The sequence below is a fragment of the Pseudomonas sp. FP1740 genome, assembly GCF_030687165.1.
GTDB lineage: Bacteria > Pseudomonadota > Gammaproteobacteria > Pseudomonadales > Pseudomonadaceae > Aquipseudomonas.
Window position 1 is genome coordinate 37,150 of the sequence record NZ_CP117461.1, and the last position, 18,227, is coordinate 55,376.

At 59.8% G+C, this 18,227-nt stretch carries 15 protein-coding genes and 1 pseudogene; 11 read left to right on the forward strand and 5 right to left on the reverse strand.

All coding sequences use genetic code 11. From position 1 onward, the window contains the following. Positions 1-234 precede the first annotated feature (234 nt). The 9 genes from PSH69_RS00175 to PSH69_RS00215 all read left to right on the forward strand — a co-directional run bounded on the left by PSH69_RS00175 (position 235) and on the right by PSH69_RS00215 (position 10,524). The gene (locus tag PSH69_RS00175; RefSeq protein WP_018927294.1) at positions 235-1,542 is read left to right on the forward strand and encodes a CitMHS family transporter; all 1,308 of its coding nucleotides are present in this window, start codon (positions 235-237) and stop codon (positions 1,540-1,542) included. Between the two features lie 85 nt (positions 1,543-1,627). Further along, on the forward strand, positions 1,628-2,395 hold the full coding sequence (locus PSH69_RS00180; RefSeq protein WP_105342627.1) for a TerC family protein: 768 nt from the start codon (positions 1,628-1,630) through the stop codon (positions 2,393-2,395). A gap of 211 nt (positions 2,396-2,606) precedes the next feature. Next, entirely contained in the window at positions 2,607-4,265 is a 1,659-nt protein-coding gene (locus PSH69_RS00185) for a Na/Pi cotransporter family protein (RefSeq protein ID WP_305410671.1), read from the forward strand. Between the two features lie 55 nt (positions 4,266-4,320). Next, on the forward strand, positions 4,321-5,697 hold the full coding sequence (locus PSH69_RS00190; RefSeq protein WP_305410672.1) for a pitrilysin family protein: 1,377 nt from the start codon (positions 4,321-4,323) through the stop codon (positions 5,695-5,697). 233 nt (positions 5,698-5,930) lie between these two features. Next, positions 5,931-6,959, forward strand: coding sequence for a DUF5924 family protein (locus tag PSH69_RS00195; protein WP_305410673.1), 1,029 nt, complete (start codon positions 5,931-5,933; stop codon positions 6,957-6,959). 53 nt (positions 6,960-7,012) lie between these two features. Continuing rightward, positions 7,013-8,161, forward strand: coding sequence for an ABC transporter permease (locus PSH69_RS00200; protein WP_305410674.1), 1,149 nt, complete (start codon positions 7,013-7,015; stop codon positions 8,159-8,161). Next, positions 8,158-8,961, forward strand: coding sequence for an ABC transporter ATP-binding protein (locus PSH69_RS00205; protein ID WP_018927288.1), 804 nt, complete (start codon positions 8,158-8,160; stop codon positions 8,959-8,961). The genes PSH69_RS00200 and PSH69_RS00205 overlap by 4 nt, the downstream gene beginning before the upstream one ends. Before the next feature lies 1 nt (position 8,962). Beyond that, complete coding sequence (locus PSH69_RS00210; RefSeq protein ID WP_305410675.1) at positions 8,963-9,901, forward strand: MlaD family protein; 939 nt, start codon at positions 8,963-8,965, stop codon at positions 9,899-9,901. Then, on the forward strand, positions 9,898-10,524 hold the full coding sequence (locus PSH69_RS00215) for an ABC-type transport auxiliary lipoprotein family protein (protein ID WP_305410676.1): 627 nt from the start codon (positions 9,898-9,900) through the stop codon (positions 10,522-10,524). Before PSH69_RS00210 ends, PSH69_RS00215 begins: the two co-directional genes overlap by 4 nt. A gap of 54 nt (positions 10,525-10,578) precedes the next feature. Here PSH69_RS00215 and PSH69_RS00220 read toward each other — a convergent pair whose 3' ends face one another. The 5 genes and pseudogenes from PSH69_RS00220 to PSH69_RS00240 all read right to left on the reverse strand — a co-directional run bounded on the left by PSH69_RS00220 (position 10,579) and on the right by PSH69_RS00240 (position 14,631). Continuing rightward, the gene (locus tag PSH69_RS00220; RefSeq protein ID WP_305410677.1) at positions 10,579-11,808 is read right to left on the reverse strand and encodes a nucleoside recognition domain-containing protein; all 1,230 of its coding nucleotides are present in this window, start codon (positions 11,806-11,808) and stop codon (positions 10,579-10,581) included. Between the two features lie 104 nt (positions 11,809-11,912). Further along, a complete protein-coding gene (gltP, locus tag PSH69_RS00225; protein ID WP_305410678.1) occupies positions 11,913-13,244 on the reverse strand; it encodes a glutamate/aspartate:proton symporter GltP in 1,332 nt (443 codons plus the stop codon). A 700-nt stretch (positions 13,245-13,944) separates the two neighbouring features. Continuing rightward, positions 13,945-14,031, reverse strand: a pseudogene (locus PSH69_RS00230) (Ivy family c-type lysozyme inhibitor); the annotation flags it as partial. 66 nt (positions 14,032-14,097) lie between these two features. Further along, entirely contained in the window at positions 14,098-14,262 is a 165-nt protein-coding gene (locus PSH69_RS00235) for a DUF1328 domain-containing protein (protein WP_003177151.1), read from the reverse strand. Between the two features lie 81 nt (positions 14,263-14,343). After that, positions 14,344-14,631, reverse strand: a complete 288-nt coding sequence (locus PSH69_RS00240) for a hypothetical protein (protein WP_305410679.1) — start codon at positions 14,629-14,631, stop codon at positions 14,344-14,346. A 439-nt stretch (positions 14,632-15,070) separates the two neighbouring features. On the opposite strand from PSH69_RS00240, the gene algB reads away from it, so the two are divergent. After that, positions 15,071-16,417 (forward strand): sigma-54-dependent response regulator transcription factor AlgB, encoded by a 1,347-nt coding sequence (gene algB / locus PSH69_RS00245; protein ID WP_305410680.1) that lies wholly within the window; start codon positions 15,071-15,073, stop codon positions 16,415-16,417. A 10-nt stretch (positions 16,418-16,427) separates the two neighbouring features. Beyond that, positions 16,428-18,218: an ATP-binding protein gene (locus PSH69_RS00250; RefSeq protein ID WP_305410681.1), complete on the forward strand. Its 1,791-nt coding sequence runs from the start codon at positions 16,428-16,430 to the stop codon at positions 18,216-18,218. Positions 18,219-18,227: the final 9 nt, after the last annotated feature.

The following is an 18,227-nucleotide window of genomic DNA, read 5'->3' on the forward strand; positions in this document are numbered from 1 at the left end:
AGCTGGCTGAAAGCTTCCCCGATTAGGATCGCCTCACTGCCGGCAACAGACCGGTTGGCCAACGCGAGTGTTTTATTGCCCGCCCGGCCCATTTAACAACAACAATGGTGATTCTGATGTCTGCTCCTATCCGCCTCTTCGCTGCACCTCCGCCCGTACGTTTCGTGCTTCCCGTTCTGCGCTGACCTCATCGGTTCGCCCATTCCCTAGCCGCGCTACGCCTGGAGTATTCCTATGCTGACTTTCCTTGGCTTTGCCATGGTCATCACGTTCATGTTCCTGATCATGACCAAGCGCCTGTCCGCGCTGATCGCCCTGATTATTATCCCGATCATCTTCGCCCTGTTCGGCGGTTTCTCGCCGAAGATCGGCCCGATGATGCTCGAAGGCATCACCAAGCTTGCGCCGACCGGCGTGATGCTGATGTTCGCCATCCTCTACTTCGCCCTGATGATCGACTCCGGCCTGTTTGACCCGGCCGTGCGCAAGATCCTCAAACTGGTCAAGGGCGACCCGTTGAAGGTGTCGGTCGGTACCGCGGTGCTGGCGCTGATCGTGTCCATGGACGGTGATGGCGCCACCACTTACATGATCTGTGTGGCTGCCATGCTGCCGCTCTACAGCCGTATCGGCATGAGCCCGCGGATCATGGCCGGTCTGATCATCCTTGCCGGTGGTGTGATGAACATGACCCCTTGGGGTGGCCCGACCGCTCGTGCGGCCAGTGCGCTGCATGTGGACCCGTCCGCGATTTTCGTGCCGATGATTCCGGCGATGCTGGCCGGCGTGGTGGCGATTCTGGCGATTGCCTATGTCTACGGTAAACGCGAGCGTGCGCGTCTGGGTGAACTGCATCTGGTCGGTGATGAAATCGACCACAGCGAAATCAGCGTTTCGCAGTTCCCGGACGCCCGTCGTCCAAAACTGATCTGGTTCAACGGCGCGCTGACCCTGGCACTGATGGGCACCTTGATCGCCGGCCTGTTGCCGCTGCCGGTGCTGTTCATGGTGGCGTTCAGTATCGCGATGATCGTCAACTATCCTTGCCTGCAACAGCAGAAGGACCGCGTTGCGGCCCACGCCGGTAGCGTGTTGGCGGTGGTCGGGTTGATCTTTGCCGCGGGTATCTTCACCGGTATCCTGACGGGCACCGGCATGGTCGACGCCATGTCCAAGAGCCTGCTGGCGGTCATCCCGGATTTCCTCGGCCCGTACCTGGCCGTGATCACCGCGCTGGTGAGCATGCCGTTCACGTTCTTCATGTCGAACGATGCATTTTATTACGGCGTGTTGCCGGTGCTTGCCGAAGCCGCCAGCCATTACGGTATAACTGCGGTGGAAATGGCACGTGCCTCGATCGTCGGCCAGCCCGTCCACTTGCTGAGCCCGCTGGTACCATCGACTTACCTGTTGGTGGCCCTGGCCGGTATCGAGTTCGGTGACCACCAGCGGTTCACCCTGAAGTGGGCAGTACTGGTTTGCCTGTGCATACTGGTCGCTGCATTGCTGATGGGGATCTTTCCGCTGTTCAGCACGCTATAAGCTCAAGACTCACCATGACGGGTCCAGGCTTTGCTATATGAAGCCCGGGCCCTTCGTGGTTTAACACATCCTCAAAGGAATACACATGGAATGGCTGACCAACCCTGAAATCTGGGTTGCCTTCTTCACCCTGACTGCCCTGGAGATCGTTCTGGGCATCGACAACATCATCATGATTTCGATCCTGGTCAGCCGCATGCCCAAACACATGCAGGCGCGTACCCGGATCTTCGGCCTCGCACTGGCCATGGTCACGCGGATTCTGTTGCTGTTGTCGATCACCTGGGTCATGCGCCTCACCGCAGACCTGTTCGAAGTGTTCGGTCAGGGTATTTCCGGACGTGACTTGATTCTGTTCTTCGGTGGTCTGTTCCTGCTGTGGAAAAGCTCGCAAGAGATGTACCACGCACTGGAAGGTGAAGATGAAACCAATGAGGAGCCCGGCGGCAAGGGGGGCAATTTCCTCTACACCATCATTCAGATCGCGATCATCGACATCGTGTTCTCGCTGGACTCGGTCATCACTGCCGTTGGCATGGTGTCCCACGTACCGGTCATGGTCGCGGCGATCATCGTTGCTGTGCTGGTGATGATGTGGGCTTCCGGCACCATCAGCGAATTCATCGACAAGCACCCATCGCTGAAGATGCTGGCGCTGTCTTTCCTGTTGATCGTCGGTACCGTGCTGATTGCCGAATCCTTCGATGTGCATGTGCCAAAAGGCTACGTCTACTTCGCCATGGCGTTCTCGCTGGCGGTGGAAGCAATCAACATCAGGATGCGCACCGCGATTGCGAAAAAACGCAAACAGCAGGAGCCGGTGAAACTGCGCAAGGATGTTCCGGGCCAGTAACCCAAACATCCTGTCGTGACAAAGGGGCCTTCGGGCCCCTTCGTCATGTCTGCATCAAACTGTTTTCATGACAGTTTTGTTTCAATCGCTTCTTTAGCTGTGCGATGCTGGCGTCCAGACCGTTAGCCAACTACAGCTTAAGTACAGAACGTAAAAGAACGCGGTACCGTCGACTTGCCCCGCTGGGGCGCTACCACCACAGGGGGCCTGTATGCTCACCCTGCTCAATTTGTTATCGGCCGTGGCCTTGTTGATCTGGGGCACGCACATCGTCCGAACCGGCATCCTGCGGGTTTATGGCTCCAACTTGCGCCATGTGATCGGCCAGAACATGTCCAGGCGTTGGTTGGCGTTTATCGCCGGGATCATGGTGACCGCCATGGTCCAGAGCAGCAACGCCACCGCCATGCTCGTCACTTCTTTTGTCGGTCAGGGCCTGATGGCGCTGACCCCCGCCCTGGCGACCATGCTCGGCGCCGACGTCGGTACCGCGCTGATGGCGCGGGTACTGACCCTCGACCTGTCGTGGCTGTCGCCGTTGCTGATCTTCCTCGGGGTGATTTTCTTTCTGTCGCGCAAGCAGACCCGGGTCGGGCAGATGGGGCGGGTCAGCATCGGTCTGGGGCTGATCATTCTGGCGCTGCAACTGATCGTCGAGGCCGCCACGCCGATCACTCATGCTCAGGGAGTGAAGGTGATTTTCGCTTCTCTGACCGGCGATATCTTGCTCGATGCGCTGGTCGGTGCACTGTTCGCGATGATTTCATACTCCAGCCTGGCCGCCGTATTGCTGACCGCGACCCTCGCCGGCGCCAGCGTGATCAGTCTGCCAGTGGCCATCGGCCTGGTGATCGGCGCCAACATCGGCAGCGGCGTTCTCGCCTTCCTCAGCACCAGCATGCAGAACGCCGCCGGCCGTCAGGTGGCGCTGGGCAGCCTGTTGTACAAACTGATTGGTCTGCTGCTGATCATTCCGGTGCTCGATCCACTGGTGCACTGGATCGACAGCTTCGACTTCAGCGCTCAGGAAATGGTCATCGGCTTCCACCTGCTCTACAACACCACGCGCTGCCTGATCCTGTTGCCCAGCGTCGGGCTGATGGCCAGGCTCTGTGCGTGGCTGCTGCCGGAGCGGCCGGACATCAACGGCACGGCCAAGCCGCGGCACCTTGACCCGACGGCGTTGGTGACCCCTAGCCTGGCGCTGGCCAATGCTGCCCGGGAAACCCTGCGCATCGGCGATCTGGTCGACAACATGCTCGAAGCCATGCTCGCCGTACTGCGCGGCAAACAGACCGCCGTCACCCAGGAAATCCGTCGCCTGACCGATGATGTCGAAGCGCTCTACAGCGCGATCAAACTCTATCTGGCGCAAATGCCTCGGGAAGACCTCAGCGAACAGGATAGCCAACGGTGGGCGGAAACCATCGAGCTGGCGATCAACCTGAAACTGGCCAGTGATCTGATCGAACGCATGCTGCGCAAGGTTCAGCAGCAGAAAACCGCGCAGCGGCGGTCGTTTTCCGAGGTCGGTCTGGAGGAGTTGGCGGGTCTGCACAGCCAACTGATTGCCAACCTGCGCCTGGGGTTGTCGGTGTTCCTCAGCGCCGACCCGGAAAGTGCTCGCCAGTTACTGCGGGAGAAACGTCGCTTTCGCGCACAGGAACGCCGTCTGGCCCACGCTCATGTCAGCCGTTTACACCGTAAGATCGTGCAAAGTATCGAGACCAGTTCGCTGCACCTGGAACTGATTGCCGACATGAGACGCTTGAATTCACTGTTCTGCAGCAGTGCCTATGCGGTGTTGGGAGCTTCGGACACTGGCGCTCTGGCGGTCGACGATATGGCTGACATCACTCATTCACCCTGAACGTCCACAGTTACCTGAAGTCTGTTGTACTTACGCTGTCGTACGGAAACTCGTTATGCGTTGTCTGCTGTTCGCTTGTCTGCTGCTCGGCGCCCTGCCTTCGTTTGCCCTGGATCGCTTTCAGGTCGAGGGCTATACGCTGCCCAACGGTCTGCAATTGGTCCTCAAACCGGGCATCGAGCGCGGGCATGTGGCGATTCGGCTGGTAGTCGGCGTGGGTCTGGATGATTTCAGCTGCGCCGACAAGGAGCTGCCGCATCTGCTCGAACACTTGCTGTTCAGCGGCATCGACGCCACCGGCGAAGGTGGTCTGGAGGAGCGCATGCAGGCCCTGGGTGGTGAGTGGAACGCTTACACCAGCAACGCCGACACCACGTTCGTCATCGAAGCACCGGCGAAAAACCAGCGTAAGGTTCTCGATCTGTTGTTGGCGCTGCTGACACAGACCCGTATCGACGACAACGCGATCAACGTCGCCAAGCAGGTGGTCGAGCGCGAAGACGGTGGCCATTATTCGCACCTGCAACGTTGGCTGGATCGCCAGGACCTGGGCCACACCGCCAGTAATCAATTGGCGGTGGAACTGGGCCTCAAATGCCCGGAGCGCGCCGAAGTCAATCACCTGACCCGCGAGCAACTGGAGAAGGTGCGCAAAGCCTGGTACGCGCCCAACAACATGACCCTGATCGTGGTCGGCGAGCTCGACCGTCTGCTGCCGGCCTATCTGGAACGGGCGTATGGCGCGCTCGTAGCCGTCGAGCCTGCCGATCACCTACCCTTGCCGACAATCCAGGCCAGCGCGGTCCACGAGCGTACTCTGAGCCACGGTTTTGTCGGTGGCGGCGCCAAATTGCACTGGCTGGTACCGGAACCGGTGCAGGAAGACCAGCCCGACGAAACGTTCGATCTGCTCAAGGATTACCTGGACTGGGCGCTTTATCGTCAACTGCGCCTGGTCCATGGGTTGTCCTATGGGCCCTCGGCCGAGCGTGAGGTGTTTGGGGGAGTGGGCTTCATGAGCCTGAACGCCGACCTTGAGCGCGGCGACGTGCCGGCAGCTGAACAGGTGCTGGATGAGCTCAAAGCCAATTTGCTCAAGGACGGTCTCGACGCCACCACCTTCGCCCGCCTCAAGCAGGCCGCCATCGCCCGTCAGGCCTGGGCCGTGCAAGGCAACAGCGCCCTGGCGGATTACTACTGGAGCGCCCTTGGGGACTACGAGGACGGCCAATTCACCAACCCGGCCAAGGCACTGCAGGAAGTGACGCTGGCCGAGGCGAACCAGGCGATGCGTGAGTTGCTGCTGCAACCGGGGTATTTACGGATCGAGAAGCCGTTGGTGAGTTATGACCAGTTGATGTGGGCGATTGCCGGGGTTTTTGGATTGATGGTGCTTGGGGCATTGGGTTGGCGTGTTCACCGCAGAAAGTAGTTATTTCCCTGTGGTAACGGGTTTTGTGTGGCGAGGGGGCTTGCCCCCGTTGGGCTGCGAAGCGGCCCTGAAAATGCGGCAACCCGGTTTATCAGGTACACCGCATTCACCGATATTGCGACTGCTGCGCAGCCGAACGGGGCGATGCGGCGTTCCGACAAGCCCCCTCGCCACAGGGCTCCTCGGACGGTACCCTGTCGGGGATTTTTCCCACGACTATTGTGAACCGCCGAATGCCGACTCTGACCCTGTACATACAGCGCATCCTGGAATTGATGAAGCGCTACCCCGGGGTCATCGCGCTCGGCGGTTTCATTTCCGGGGTCGGCAGCTTCATCTTGGTGGATCGCCAACAAAGCCTGGCGACCTGGATCACCACCATCATGCTGGTCAGTTGGGTCTGGCTGATGCTGGAAAACAGCCTCACTGAGTTGTTCGCCAAGGTCTTCAAGCGCGAAATACCCCAGCCCCTGCTGCGTTATGCGACGCAGATGATCCACCAGGAAAGCCTGTTCTTCGTCCTGCCGTTCTTTTTCATCACCACCACCTGGAACAGCGGCCAACTGTTTTTCACGGGGTTGTTGGGCATGGCGGCGCTGATCTCGATCATCGACCCGCTCTACTACAAATGGCTGGCGCCGCGCCGCTGGGCGTTCCTGGCGCTGCATACCCTGACCCTGTTCGCCGCCCTGCTGACCGCCCTGCCCGTCATCCTGCACCTGACCACCTCCCAGAGCTTCAAACTGGCGCTGGGCATTGCCATGGTGCTGTCGTTCCCGAGTCTGGCGTCGATCTTCCCGATTCGGACCGTGCGCAATGCGTTGGCGATCCTCAGCATCACCGTGGGCATTGGCGCTGTCGGCTGGGTGCTGCGTTCCTGGGTTCCGCCGGCCACCCTGTGGATGACCGATGTGGCGATCAGCACCCAAATGCAGGACCGCACCCCCGGCAAGAGCCTGGAAGAAGTCAGCGCCGAGCAGATTCGTGGCGACGGTTTGTACGCCTACACCGCGATCAATGCCCCACGGGGGCTGGACGAGCGGATTTATCACGTCTGGACATTCAACGGTAAAGAGGTCGACCGCATCCCTCTGGATATCCACGGCGGGCGCAAGGAAGGCTACCGCGCCTGGACCCACAAGCAGAATTTCCCCGGTAATCCCGCGGGTAAATGGCAAGTTCGGGTGCTCACCGAAGACGGCCAGTTGATCGGCGTGCTGCGCTTCAAGGTCATGGACAGCACACCCATCAAAGATAAGTAACGCGGTTCGTGCTATTAATCTGGTCTGCGCAATTGCCGAACAAGCAGGAGCTTATGACCAGCAGCACAACGCCTGGCAGTGTCCGACTGGATACCTCGCACATCCCAGCCCTGCTGCGGGTCACGGGTGACTGGACGCTCGCCCATTACGCCGACCTCAACCACCTGAGCGAAAAGCTCCGTGGCCAATACGACAACAACACCCCCATCGACCTCAACGGCCTCGGTGCCCTGGACACGGCGGGTGCATCGCTGTTGGTGGAGTTGCTGGGTTCCGAGCGTCTGGGCAAGTCCGCCGAACACCCTGATTGCACCCTTTCCTCCGCCGATCGCGCCTTGCTGCAGACGGTGTATTGCTCGCTGACTGATTTCTGCGTGCCGATCAAAGAGCCGGAAATCAGCATCGGCATTCAACTGCTGACCCGTATCGGCCGCGCGGTCGATGCGGTCTGGCAGGACACCCTGCAGGTGCTGGGTTTTGTCGGCCTGATCCTGCAAACCATCGCGCGCGGGCTGTTTTGTCCCAAGCGCTGGCGCCTCACGCCGATGGTCGCGCACATTGAGCAGACCGGCCTCGACGCCGCTCCCATCGTCGCCCTGCTGACCTTTATGGTGGGCGCCGTGGTAGCGTTTCTCGGTGCGACTGTGCTGGCGAGCTTCGGCGCGAGCATTTTTACCGTGGACCTGGTGGCGTTCTCTTTTCTGCGGGAGTTCGGCGTGTTGCTCACCGCGATCCTGATGGCCGGCCGCACCGCCAGCGCGTTCACCGCGCAGATCGGCTCGATGAAGGCCAACGAAGAAATCGACGCGATCCGCACCCTCGGCCTCGACCCGATGGAGTTGCTGGTGGTGCCGCGGGTATTGGCGTTGCTGGTGGCGCTGCCGATGCTGACCTTCCTGGCGATGTTGTCGGGGATTGTCGGCGGTGGCGTGGTGTGTGCGCTGTCGCTGGATATATCGCCGGCGATGTTCCTGTCGCTGCTGCAATCGGACATCGGCGTTCAGCACTTCCTGGTGGGGATCGTCAAAGCGCCGATTTTTGCGTTCCTGATCGCCGCCATCGGCTGTCTTGAAGGCTTCAAGGTCAGCGGCAGCGCCGAGTCCGTCGGTGCGCACACCACGTCGAGTGTGGTGCAGTCGATTTTCGTGGTGATCGTCCTCGATGCCGTGGCCGCATTGTTTTTCATGGAGATGGGCTGGTGAGTCGTCTACCCCGAGCGCCTTCCGAGGCGGTGATCGAAGTCCGTGGGCTGTGCAATCGCTTCGGCCGCCAGAGCGTGCACGAGAACCTCGACCTGGATTTGTACAAAGGCGAAATTCTTGCGGTGGTCGGCGGTTCCGGCAGCGGCAAGTCGGTGCTGTTGCGCAGCATCGTCGGCTTGCGCCAGCCCAGCGAAGGGCTGGTGAAGGTCTTTGGCAAGAACTTGCCGAGCCTGTCGGAGCACGAGCGTTCGCTGGTCGAGCGGCGCTTCGGCGTGTTGTTCCAGAAAGGCGCCCTGTTCTCTTCGCTGACAGTGACCGAGAACGTCGCCCTGCCCCTTATCGAACACGCCGGCCTGAGCCGTACCGATGCCGAGCACCTGGCGGCGGTGAAACTGGCGTTGGCCGGATTGCCGTTGTCCGCGGCCGACAAGTACCCTGCTTCATTGTCCGGCGGCATGATCAAACGCGCCGCCCTGGCCCGGGCGCTGGCACTGGACCCGGACATTCTGTTTCTCGACGAACCCACCGCCGGCCTCGATCCGATTGGCGCGGCGGCGTTCGATCAGTTGATTCTGACCCTGCGCGACGCGTTGGGTTTGAGTGTGTTTCTGGTCACTCACGACCTCGACACGCTCTACACCATCACCGACCGGGTGGCGGTGCTGGCGCAAAAGAAAGTACTGGTGGCGGACGCCATCGACAAGGTTTCGGAAACCGACGACGCGTGGATTCACGAATACTTCCATGGCCCTCGCGGCCGCGCGGCGCTGACGGCCGCTAACCAGCTCAATGAGGTCTGACATGGAAACCCGAGCCCATCACGTATTGATCGGCCTGTTCACCGTCATAGTGGTGGCAGGCGCCCTGCTCTTCGGTCTGTGGCTGGCCAAGTCCAGCGTCGACACCGAATTCAAGGATTACGAAATCGTCTTCAACGAGGCGGTCAGCGGTTTGTCCAAGGGCAGCGCCGTGCAGTACAGCGGGATCAAGGTCGGCGACGTAGTGACGCTGCGCCTGGACCCGAACGATCCACGCCGGGTGTTGGCGCGGATCCGCCTGGGCGGCGATACCCCGATCAAGGAAGACACTCAGGCCAAACTGGCGCTGACCGGGATCACCGGCACCTCGATCATTCAGCTCAGCGGCGGCACGCCGCAAAGTCCGACGCTCAAGGGCAAGGGCGGCAACTTGCCGACCATCGTGGCATCGCCCTCGCCCATCGCCCGATTGCTGAACGACAGTAACGATCTGATGACCGGTGTGAACGTGTTGATGCAGAACGCCAATCAGATGTTTTCTTCGGAAAACGTCGAGCGCATCAGCAAGACCCTTGAGCATCTGGAGCAAACCACCGGCACCATCGCCGACCAGCGCGGCGACATCGGTCAGGCCATGCAGCAACTGGCGTCGATCGGTAAACAGGCCTCCGCCACACTCGAACAAACCGCTGGGCTGATGCGCAACGCCAACAGCCTGCTCAACGATCAGGGCAAGCAGATGTTCGGCAGTGCCGAGCAAGCCATGAAGTCCCTGGAACGGAGCAGCGCGACCATCAACTCATTGCTCACCACTAATCAGGATTCCCTCAACAACGGCATGCAGGGCCTCAATGGCCTGGCGCCGGCGGTGCGTGAGTTGCGCGACACCTTGAGCTCGTTGCGCACCATTTCCCAGCGGCTTGAGGCCAACCCCAGCGGCTACCTGCTGGGCAGTGACAAGAACAAGGAGTTCACGCCATGAAGCTGATCCCGTTAGCCTTGGCTGCCGGTTTTGCACTGACCAGTGCCTGCTCGATTCTGCCCAAGTCCGAACCATCCGATGTCTACCGGTTGCCCTCGGCCCAGAGCGGCGCACCGGCCAATCACAGCACGGCGCTGCACTGGTCGTTGCGGCTGGCCAAGCCGCAGACCAGCGAAGCCTTGAACAACCCGAAGATCGCCGTGATCCCTCAGGGTGACCTGATCAGCAGCTACAAGGCTTCCCGCTGGAGCGACCCGGCGCCGGTGCTGCTGCGCAATCGTCTGCTTGATGGTTTCCAGCGTGACGGCCGGGTGCCGTTGCTCAGCACCGATGACAGCAATCTGCAGGCGGACCTGGAGCTGGGCGGCAACCTGCAAGCATTTCAAACCGAATACCAGGGCACGACGGCGAGTGTGGTCGTGCGGCTGGATGCATTGCTGGTGCGTGGGTATGACCAGCGCATCCTCGCCAGTCGGCGCTTTGAAGTGCGTCAGCCGTTGAGCGATGTGAAGGTGCCGGCGGTGGTCGCCGGGTTCGGCCAGGCCAGCGACCAGTTGACGGCGCAGGTGGTGGCCTGGACGGTGGAGCAGGGTCAGAAAGTCGTGCCGCCGCTGAGGCCCTGAAGCCACCGCTGAACCCTGTGGGAGTGGGCTTGCCCGCTCCCACAGGGTTTTCGTTTAGCCGAAGAACCAGTAGCAAACCCCGATGGCCCCCAGCACCCCGCCAAGCTCCGCCAGCAGCGCACAGCCCACCGCATGCCGTGCACGCTGGATGCCCACCGCGCCGAAATACACCGCCAAGACATAGAAGGTCGTTTCGGTACTGCCCTGGACTGTCGCCGCCACCAGCGCCGGGAAGCTGTCCACCCCCTCGGTCTTCATGGTTTCAATCAGCATTGCCCGGGCGGCACTGCCGGAGAACGGTTTGACCATGGCCGTCGGCAGCGCATCGACGAAGCGTGTGTCCCACCCGGCCCACGCCACCAGGTGACGAATCCCGTCCAGACCGAAGTCCAGCGCTCCGGATGCTCGCAGCACACCCACGGCGCAGAGCATCGCCACCAGATACGGCAGCAGGTTCTTGGCGACGTCGAAGCCTTCTTTGGCGCCTTCGACGAATGCCTCGTAAACCTTCACCTTGCGTAATGCGCCGATGATCATAAACAGCATGATCAAGCCGAACAGCGTCACGTTGCCGAGGACCGATGACAGGCTCGCCAGCGCGGTCGCCGAGAGCTTCGCCAGCAGTGCCATGAAGCCGCCAAGGGCGAGGGCGCCGGGAATCAGGTATGCCAGCACCACCGGGTCCCAGATGCGCAGGCGTTGCATGAACGCTACGGTCAGGAAACCGACGATAGTTGAGCAACTGGTGGCGAGCAGGATCGGCAGGAACACCAGCGTCGGATCGGGCGCGCCTTGTTGGGCGCGGTACATGAAGATCGTCACGGGCAGCAGGGTCAGGGAGGAGGCGTTGAGCACCAGGAAGAGGATCTGTGCGTTGCTGGCGATCGTCGCACTGGGGTTGAGCTCTTGCAGCGCCTTCATGGCTTTGAGGCCGATCGGTGTGGCGGCGTTGTCCAGGCCCAGGCCGTTGGCGGCGAAGTTCAGGGTGATCAGGCCGATGGCGGGATGACCGGCCGGCACTTCCGGCATCAGGCGCAGGAACAGTGGCCCCAGCGCTTTCGCCAGCCACTCGACGATCCCGGCCTTCTCGGCAATCCGCAGAAAGCCCAGCCAGAGGGTGAGGGTGCCGAACAGCAGGACCATGACCTCGACCGACAATTTGGCCATGGCGAAAATACTTTCCACCATCGCCGCAAAGATCCCGGCGTTACCGCCGATCAGCCACTGCGCCAGCGCCGATACGGCTGCCACGATGAAGAAGCCAAGCCACAGGCCATTAAGCATCAGTCAAATCCCCCGGAAGATGCGGCGAATGATAGCGGGGTAGGCAGAAACGACAAACCCCGGATTTCTCCGGGGTTTGTTGGGGGCTCTTGTGGGAGCGGGCATTAGTTGCTGGAGGTTTCACCCAACGGCAGCTTTTCCTTGCTGCGCCAGTGCGGCAGGGAATTCCAGTAGCGCTGGCCCTTGGCGTCGTCGTACATGCCTTCCCAACGCGAGATGACCAGCACGGCCAAGGCGTTGCCGATCACGTTCAGCGCGGTACGGGCCATGTCCATGATGCGGTCGACACCGGCGATGAACGCCAGGCCTTCCAGCGGAATACCGACGCTGCCCAGAGTGGCCAGCAACACCACGAAGGACACGCCCGGTACGCCGGCGATGCCTTTGGAGGTGACCATCAGGGTCAGCACCAGCAGCAATTGCTGGCTGATCGACAGGTCGATGCCGTACAGCTGGGCAATGAAGATCGCCGCGATGCTCTGGTACAGGGTCGAACCGTCGAGGTTGAACGAGTAGCCGGTCGGTACCACGAAGCTGCAAATGGCTTTCGGCGCACCGTAGGCTTCCATCTTCTCGATCACGCGCGGCAGCACGGTTTCGGAACTGGCGGTGGAGTAGGCCAGGACCAGCTCATCCTTGAAGATGCGCATCAGCTTGATCACCGAGAAACCGAACAGGCGAGCGATCAGGCCCAGCACCACGAAGGCGAAGAAGGCGACGGCGAAGTAAACCAGGACGACCAGCTTGGCCAGCGGCAGCAGGGAGGCGAAGCCGAAGTTGGCGACGGTCACCGCGATCAGTGCGAACACGCCGATCGGGGCATAGTTCATGATCATGTGGGTGACTTTGAACATGCTTTCCGATACGCCCTGGAACATCTTCACCAGCGGTTCGCGCAGGTCCGATTGCAGGCTCGACAGACCGAGACCGAACAACACGGAGAAGAAGATGATCGGCAGCATTTCGCCGCGGCCCATGGCTGCGAAGATGTTCGACGGGATCAGGTTGAGGATGGTTTCGATGAACGCGTGTTCATGCTGAACCTCGGCGGCAGTGGCCTGGTACTTGGAAATATCCACGGTACCTAGGGTGCTCATATCGATGCCGCTGCCCGGATGGACCACGTTGGCCAGCACCAGACCGACCAGAATGGCGATGGTGGTGACGATCTCGAAATAAATGATGGTCTTCAGACCGATACGCCCGAGTTTTTTCGCGTCCCCAACGCCAGCAATGCCGACGACCAGCGAGGAGATTACGATCGGGATCACGATCATCTTGATCAGACGGATAAAGATATCGCCTGCCGGTTGCAGGACGTTGCTGATCCACCAGGCCTTTTCAGCGCTGAAGTGGTTGAGCAGTGCACCTATTGCTATCCCCAGAACCAGACCGATGAGGATCTGCCAGGCGAGGCTAAGCTTTGCCTTCTTCATATCTTTACCCTTACTTGCGTTTGACTCAGGCCGATGCATGAACTGCAACGCTCGATGGCGCAGAAGTTTTGCATCGTCCCCCGTATAAGGTCCCCGCGAGCGAGCATTTACAGCTCTCTGGCAGCGAAAAAGGCGCAACTATTCCGATGCGGGGAAGCGCCGTCTAATGCCGTAAACGCCTACCCTATGCCGAATCGGCATGAGATTTTTCAACTGAAACCCACGTCCCAGCCGGTTCGAATACGACATTTCGGCGGGCATAAGTGCCGTGAACCGGCCATTTCAGCGCAGGTTGATGTTTTTTTGAACCAATGAAAATTTAGGAGATGTCCTACGTTCGACTGCGATTTTTCTTCTCATGAAAGTCAGAGCTTTCTCGATATACGGTCACGAAGAAACACCGCGAAACGGTTTTGCGGGGAATATGCAGCAAGAACATATGAGCAGAATGCTCTAGATCAACGTTTTTCACGTTGAAGCTCTCCGCAAGTCCGTCGAGCCGCCCTGGGCCGGCGAACTTGCGTAGCCGCTTTACCTGACCCGGCCCTTGCGCGGCTACTCCCTGTACCCGTAGGTCACTCCGACCCTGAAACAGTCAGAACGTCCCGACCCCATGGTCATGCGTCTACCGTCCTCGGGTAGCGCAGTGGAAAGAAGCGTGAGGCCTCTTTCGTGTTTCGAACTCAATACCGGCGTGGACCTTTCTCAGCAGTTCCATCAACAACTTCTGCATGCCCTCATCCGGTTTACCGAGAAAGGGGTAGTCGGCATGTCGTATAGGCGACTGCCGTCGCCGTGGCACTGCCGCCCAGAAGCAGGGCGGCCGCCAATGTCTTTAACCAAAACACACATATCAACCTCGACCGCGCCGGCCGAAGAAGAAAGAAGCAATGAACATCACCAGGAATACGACAAAGAGAATCTTGGCGATGCCCGTGGCGGTGCCCGCGATACCACCGAAGCCCAATACTGCGGCGATGATGGCAATGATCAGGAATGTGATTGCCCAGCTCAACATGGTGATTCTCCTTACGCTTCTATTTAAGGATGTTGCTTGTGGTGCCTTTCCCGGCGCGTTGAGCGCGCCAAGTTCGTTTGCTTAAAACACCCAACGTTCCTGGGAGGGCATCTCGTCCACAGGCCGGGCCTGGTCGACACCCATCATTCGTATTGAGGCGTTGTCAGCCGGGTTGCTGCTGACGGCGCTGAAATGGGTTTGGGGGGGATGTGGAATCGAAAGGTGCGGCGCCTCTGGCTGCTGGCTCTGCTCCCAACGCATGTACTGCTGGCCGCCAATCAAGGTGATCAACAATGCCAACAGGGCAAACAAGCCTTGTTGGACATGCAGTGGTGAGAGACGGAATTGGGCGGCACTTTGGCGATTCATCCTGAAGTTCCTCCCATACGGGTAGTGATCTTTGGCGGGCGCTGGTTCATTAAATGCCCTGATTACCTAGACCATTGCAGCCTGCATGCCAGCTTTAATAAAGAATAAATACGATAAAAATCAAAAAGTTATTGTGTTTGTAGAAATCGTTTTGGACGCATCCTGCACGATGATCCGTTTGCAGTCGTGCGTAATGCACGATGCGTTCGCAGGCACTTCAATATTTTTGGAATTGCGGGGAGGGCGCAGATGTCAGAAAGGGACGCAGGCAATCGCTGAAAGAATGGTCTGTAAATAAAAATTCAAATGAATCAGCGTATTAGCTTCACTTTGAGTAGATAGATAGCCTGTTGTGGCTGGAATCGACCAGAATCAACCATGCAACTTGCCCGATTTTTCCGGGACTAACCAAGAACACCTATTAAAGGAGCGTAGGAACATGGAATCAGCCACTGAGCATCAAGGCCGCATTCTGCTGGTGGACGACGAGTCCGCCATCCTTCGAACCTTTCGCTATTGCCTCGAAGACGAAGGCTACAGCGTGGCCACCGCGACCAGCGCTGCTCAGGCCGAAGCCTTGTTGCAGCGTCAGGTTTTCGATCTGTGCTTCCTCGATTTGCGCCTGGGTGAAGACAATGGCCTTGATGTGCTGGCCCAGATGCGGATTCAGGCGCCCTGGATGCGTGTAGTGATCGTCACCGCTCACTCGGCCGTGGACACTGCGGTGGATGCAATTCAGGCCGGTGCCGCCGACTATCTGGTCAAACCTTGCAGCCCCGATCAGTTACGTCTGGCCACCGCCAAACAGCTGGAAGTGCGGCAACTCTCGGCACGCCTGGAAGCCCTCGAAGGTGAAGTGCGTAAACCCAAGGAGGGGCTGGACTCCCACAGCCCGGCGATGAAAGTGGTGCTTGAAACCGCACGCCAGGTCGCCAGTACCGACGCCAACATTCTGATTCTCGGAGAGTCCGGCACCGGTAAAGGTGAGCTGTCACAGGCCATTCATGGCTGGAGCAAACGCCAGAAGAAATCCTGCATCACCATCAACTGCCCGTCCCTGACAGCGGAATTGATGGACAGTGAACTCTTCGGCCACAGCCGTGGCGCATTCACCGGTGCCAGCGAAAGCACCTTGGGGCGTGTCAATCAGGCTGATGGCGGAACATTGTTTCTCGACGAGATCGGCGATTTTCCCCTGACCTTGCAGCCAAAGTTGCTGCGTTTCATCCAGGACAAGGAATACGAACGCGTGGGCGACCCGGTGACCCGTCGCGCCGACGTGCGAATCCTCGCGGCCACCAACCTCAACCTTGAAGACATGGTCCGCGACGGTCGTTTTCGTGAAGATTTGCTCTATCGGCTGAACGTTATCACCTTGCACCTGCCGCCGCTTCGCGAACGCAGGGAAGACATTCTTAACCTGGCTGACCGTTTCCTGGCGCGCTTCGTCAAGGAGTACTCGCGTCCGGCCCGGTGTTTCAGCGACGAGGCCCGCGAGGCGCTGCTGAGCTACCGCTGGCCCGGCAATATCCGTGAATTACGTAACGTAGTGGAGCGCGCGAGCATCATTTGTCCACAGGAGCGGGTTGAGATCAGCCACTTGGGGATGGCCGAGACCCCCACCAACAACGCACCGCGCATTGGTGCTGCGTTGAGCCTGGATGAGCTGGAAAAAGCTCACATCGGCGCGGTCCTTGCCACGGCCGATACCCTGGATCAGGCAGCCAAGACACTCGGTATCGACGCATCGACCCTGTATCGCAAACGCAAGCAGTACAACCTGTGAGCCGTACCCGATGAAACTGGCGATGACGTTGCGTGCCCGGCTGTTTCTGAGTATCTCGGCCCTGATCACGGTGGCGTTGCTCGGGCTGTTGCTCGGGCTGGTCAGCGTGATGCAGATGGCAGGGACTCAGGAGGCTCTGATCCGTGACAACTTCATCAGGCTGGACCTGGGATTGAAGCTACGTCAGACCCTGGGTGATCAACTGATCATCATGCTCAACGAGAAACCAGATCCCGCGGCGTTCGAGGCATCCAGGCAGCACTCCCTCGAATTGCTTGATGAAGGCATTGCTCACGAGCGGTCCAGCGAGGATGTCCAATACAGTTTCAAAAAGGCCAAGGCAGATTATCAGAGCCTATTGCAGGCCTTCGATCTTTCCCGGGCTCCGGTACAGGTGCTCAGTGGCAGCGGGGATCTCACGGAAAAATTCAACGTACTGCGTAACGGTTTGATCTCCGAACAGAGGCGCGCACTCGATAACATCAATGAGACCGAACGCCTGGCCCGGGAACGGGCGTTGCTGGTCGCCGGACTGCTTGGGCTGGTCGGGGTGGCGGTGCTGTTCATCGGGTTCATTACCGCCCATGGGATCGCCCAGCGTTTCGGAGCCCCGATCGAGGCGCTGGCCGCGGCGGCTGACAACATTGGCCAGGGTAATTTCGAAGTGACCCTGCCGATTTCCTCCGCGGTGGAAATGAACCAGCTGACCCGGCGTTTCGGCATCATGGCCGAGGCGCTGCGTGAACACCAGGCGACCAATATCGACGAGCTGCTCGCTGGCCAGCAACGTTTGCAAGCGGTGCTCGACAGCATTGACGACGGTTTGCTGATCATCGATCGCCAAGGTCATCTTGAGCACCTCAACCCCGTGGCTCAGCGCCAGTTGGGTTGGGACACTGATCGTCTCGGCCAAGGGCTGGGCACGGCACTCGAGCATCCCGAGCTGGATGAGCAGCTGCAACTGGTGCTGCGTGGCGGCACCCTGGAACGAGTGCCGGATGACCTGAGCATCGAGGTCGATGGGGAGTCGCGATTGCTGACGTATAGTCTGACGCCGGTCAGCCATACCCAGGGTCATATTCTCGGCGCCGTGATGGTGTTGCATGACGTCACCGAGCAGCGTGCCTTCGAACGGGTGCGCAGCGAGTTCGTCTTGCGTGCTTCCCATGAGTTGCGCACACCGGTCACCGGGATGCACATGGCATTCGGCCTGTTTCGCGAGCGGGCGCATTTTGCCGAGGATTCCCGTGAGGCCGACTTGCTGAACACCGTGAATGAAGAAATGCAGCGCTTGATGCAGTTGATCAACGACCTGCTGAATTTCTCTCGCTATCAGAACGGCCTGCAAAAACTCACCCTGGCGCCGTGCTCCATCGAAGATTTGCTGGAGCAGGCCCAGGCACGCTTTGCCGGCCCGGCGCAGGAGAAGGGCATTGAGCTGTTGGTGGAAGTGCAGGGAACGTTGCCGAGGCTGCAGGCCGATCAGGCGCAACTGGAGCGGGTGCTCGATAACTTGATCGACAACGCCTTGCGCCATACCTCCCGCGACGGGCTGATACGTTTGCAGGCTCGACGTCATGGGGAGCGGGTGATTATCAGTGTTGAAGACAACGGCGAAGGCATTGCCTACGGCCAGCAAGGGAGGATATTCGAGCCTTTTGTTCAGGTCGGCCGCAAGAAGGGCGGCGCCGGGCTCGGTCTGGCGCTGTGCAAGGAGATCGTGCAGTTGCACGGTGGGCGGATGGGCGTGTATTCACGGCCAGGGCAGGGTTCGCAGTTCTACATGGCGCTGGCGGTATAAGCCTGAACC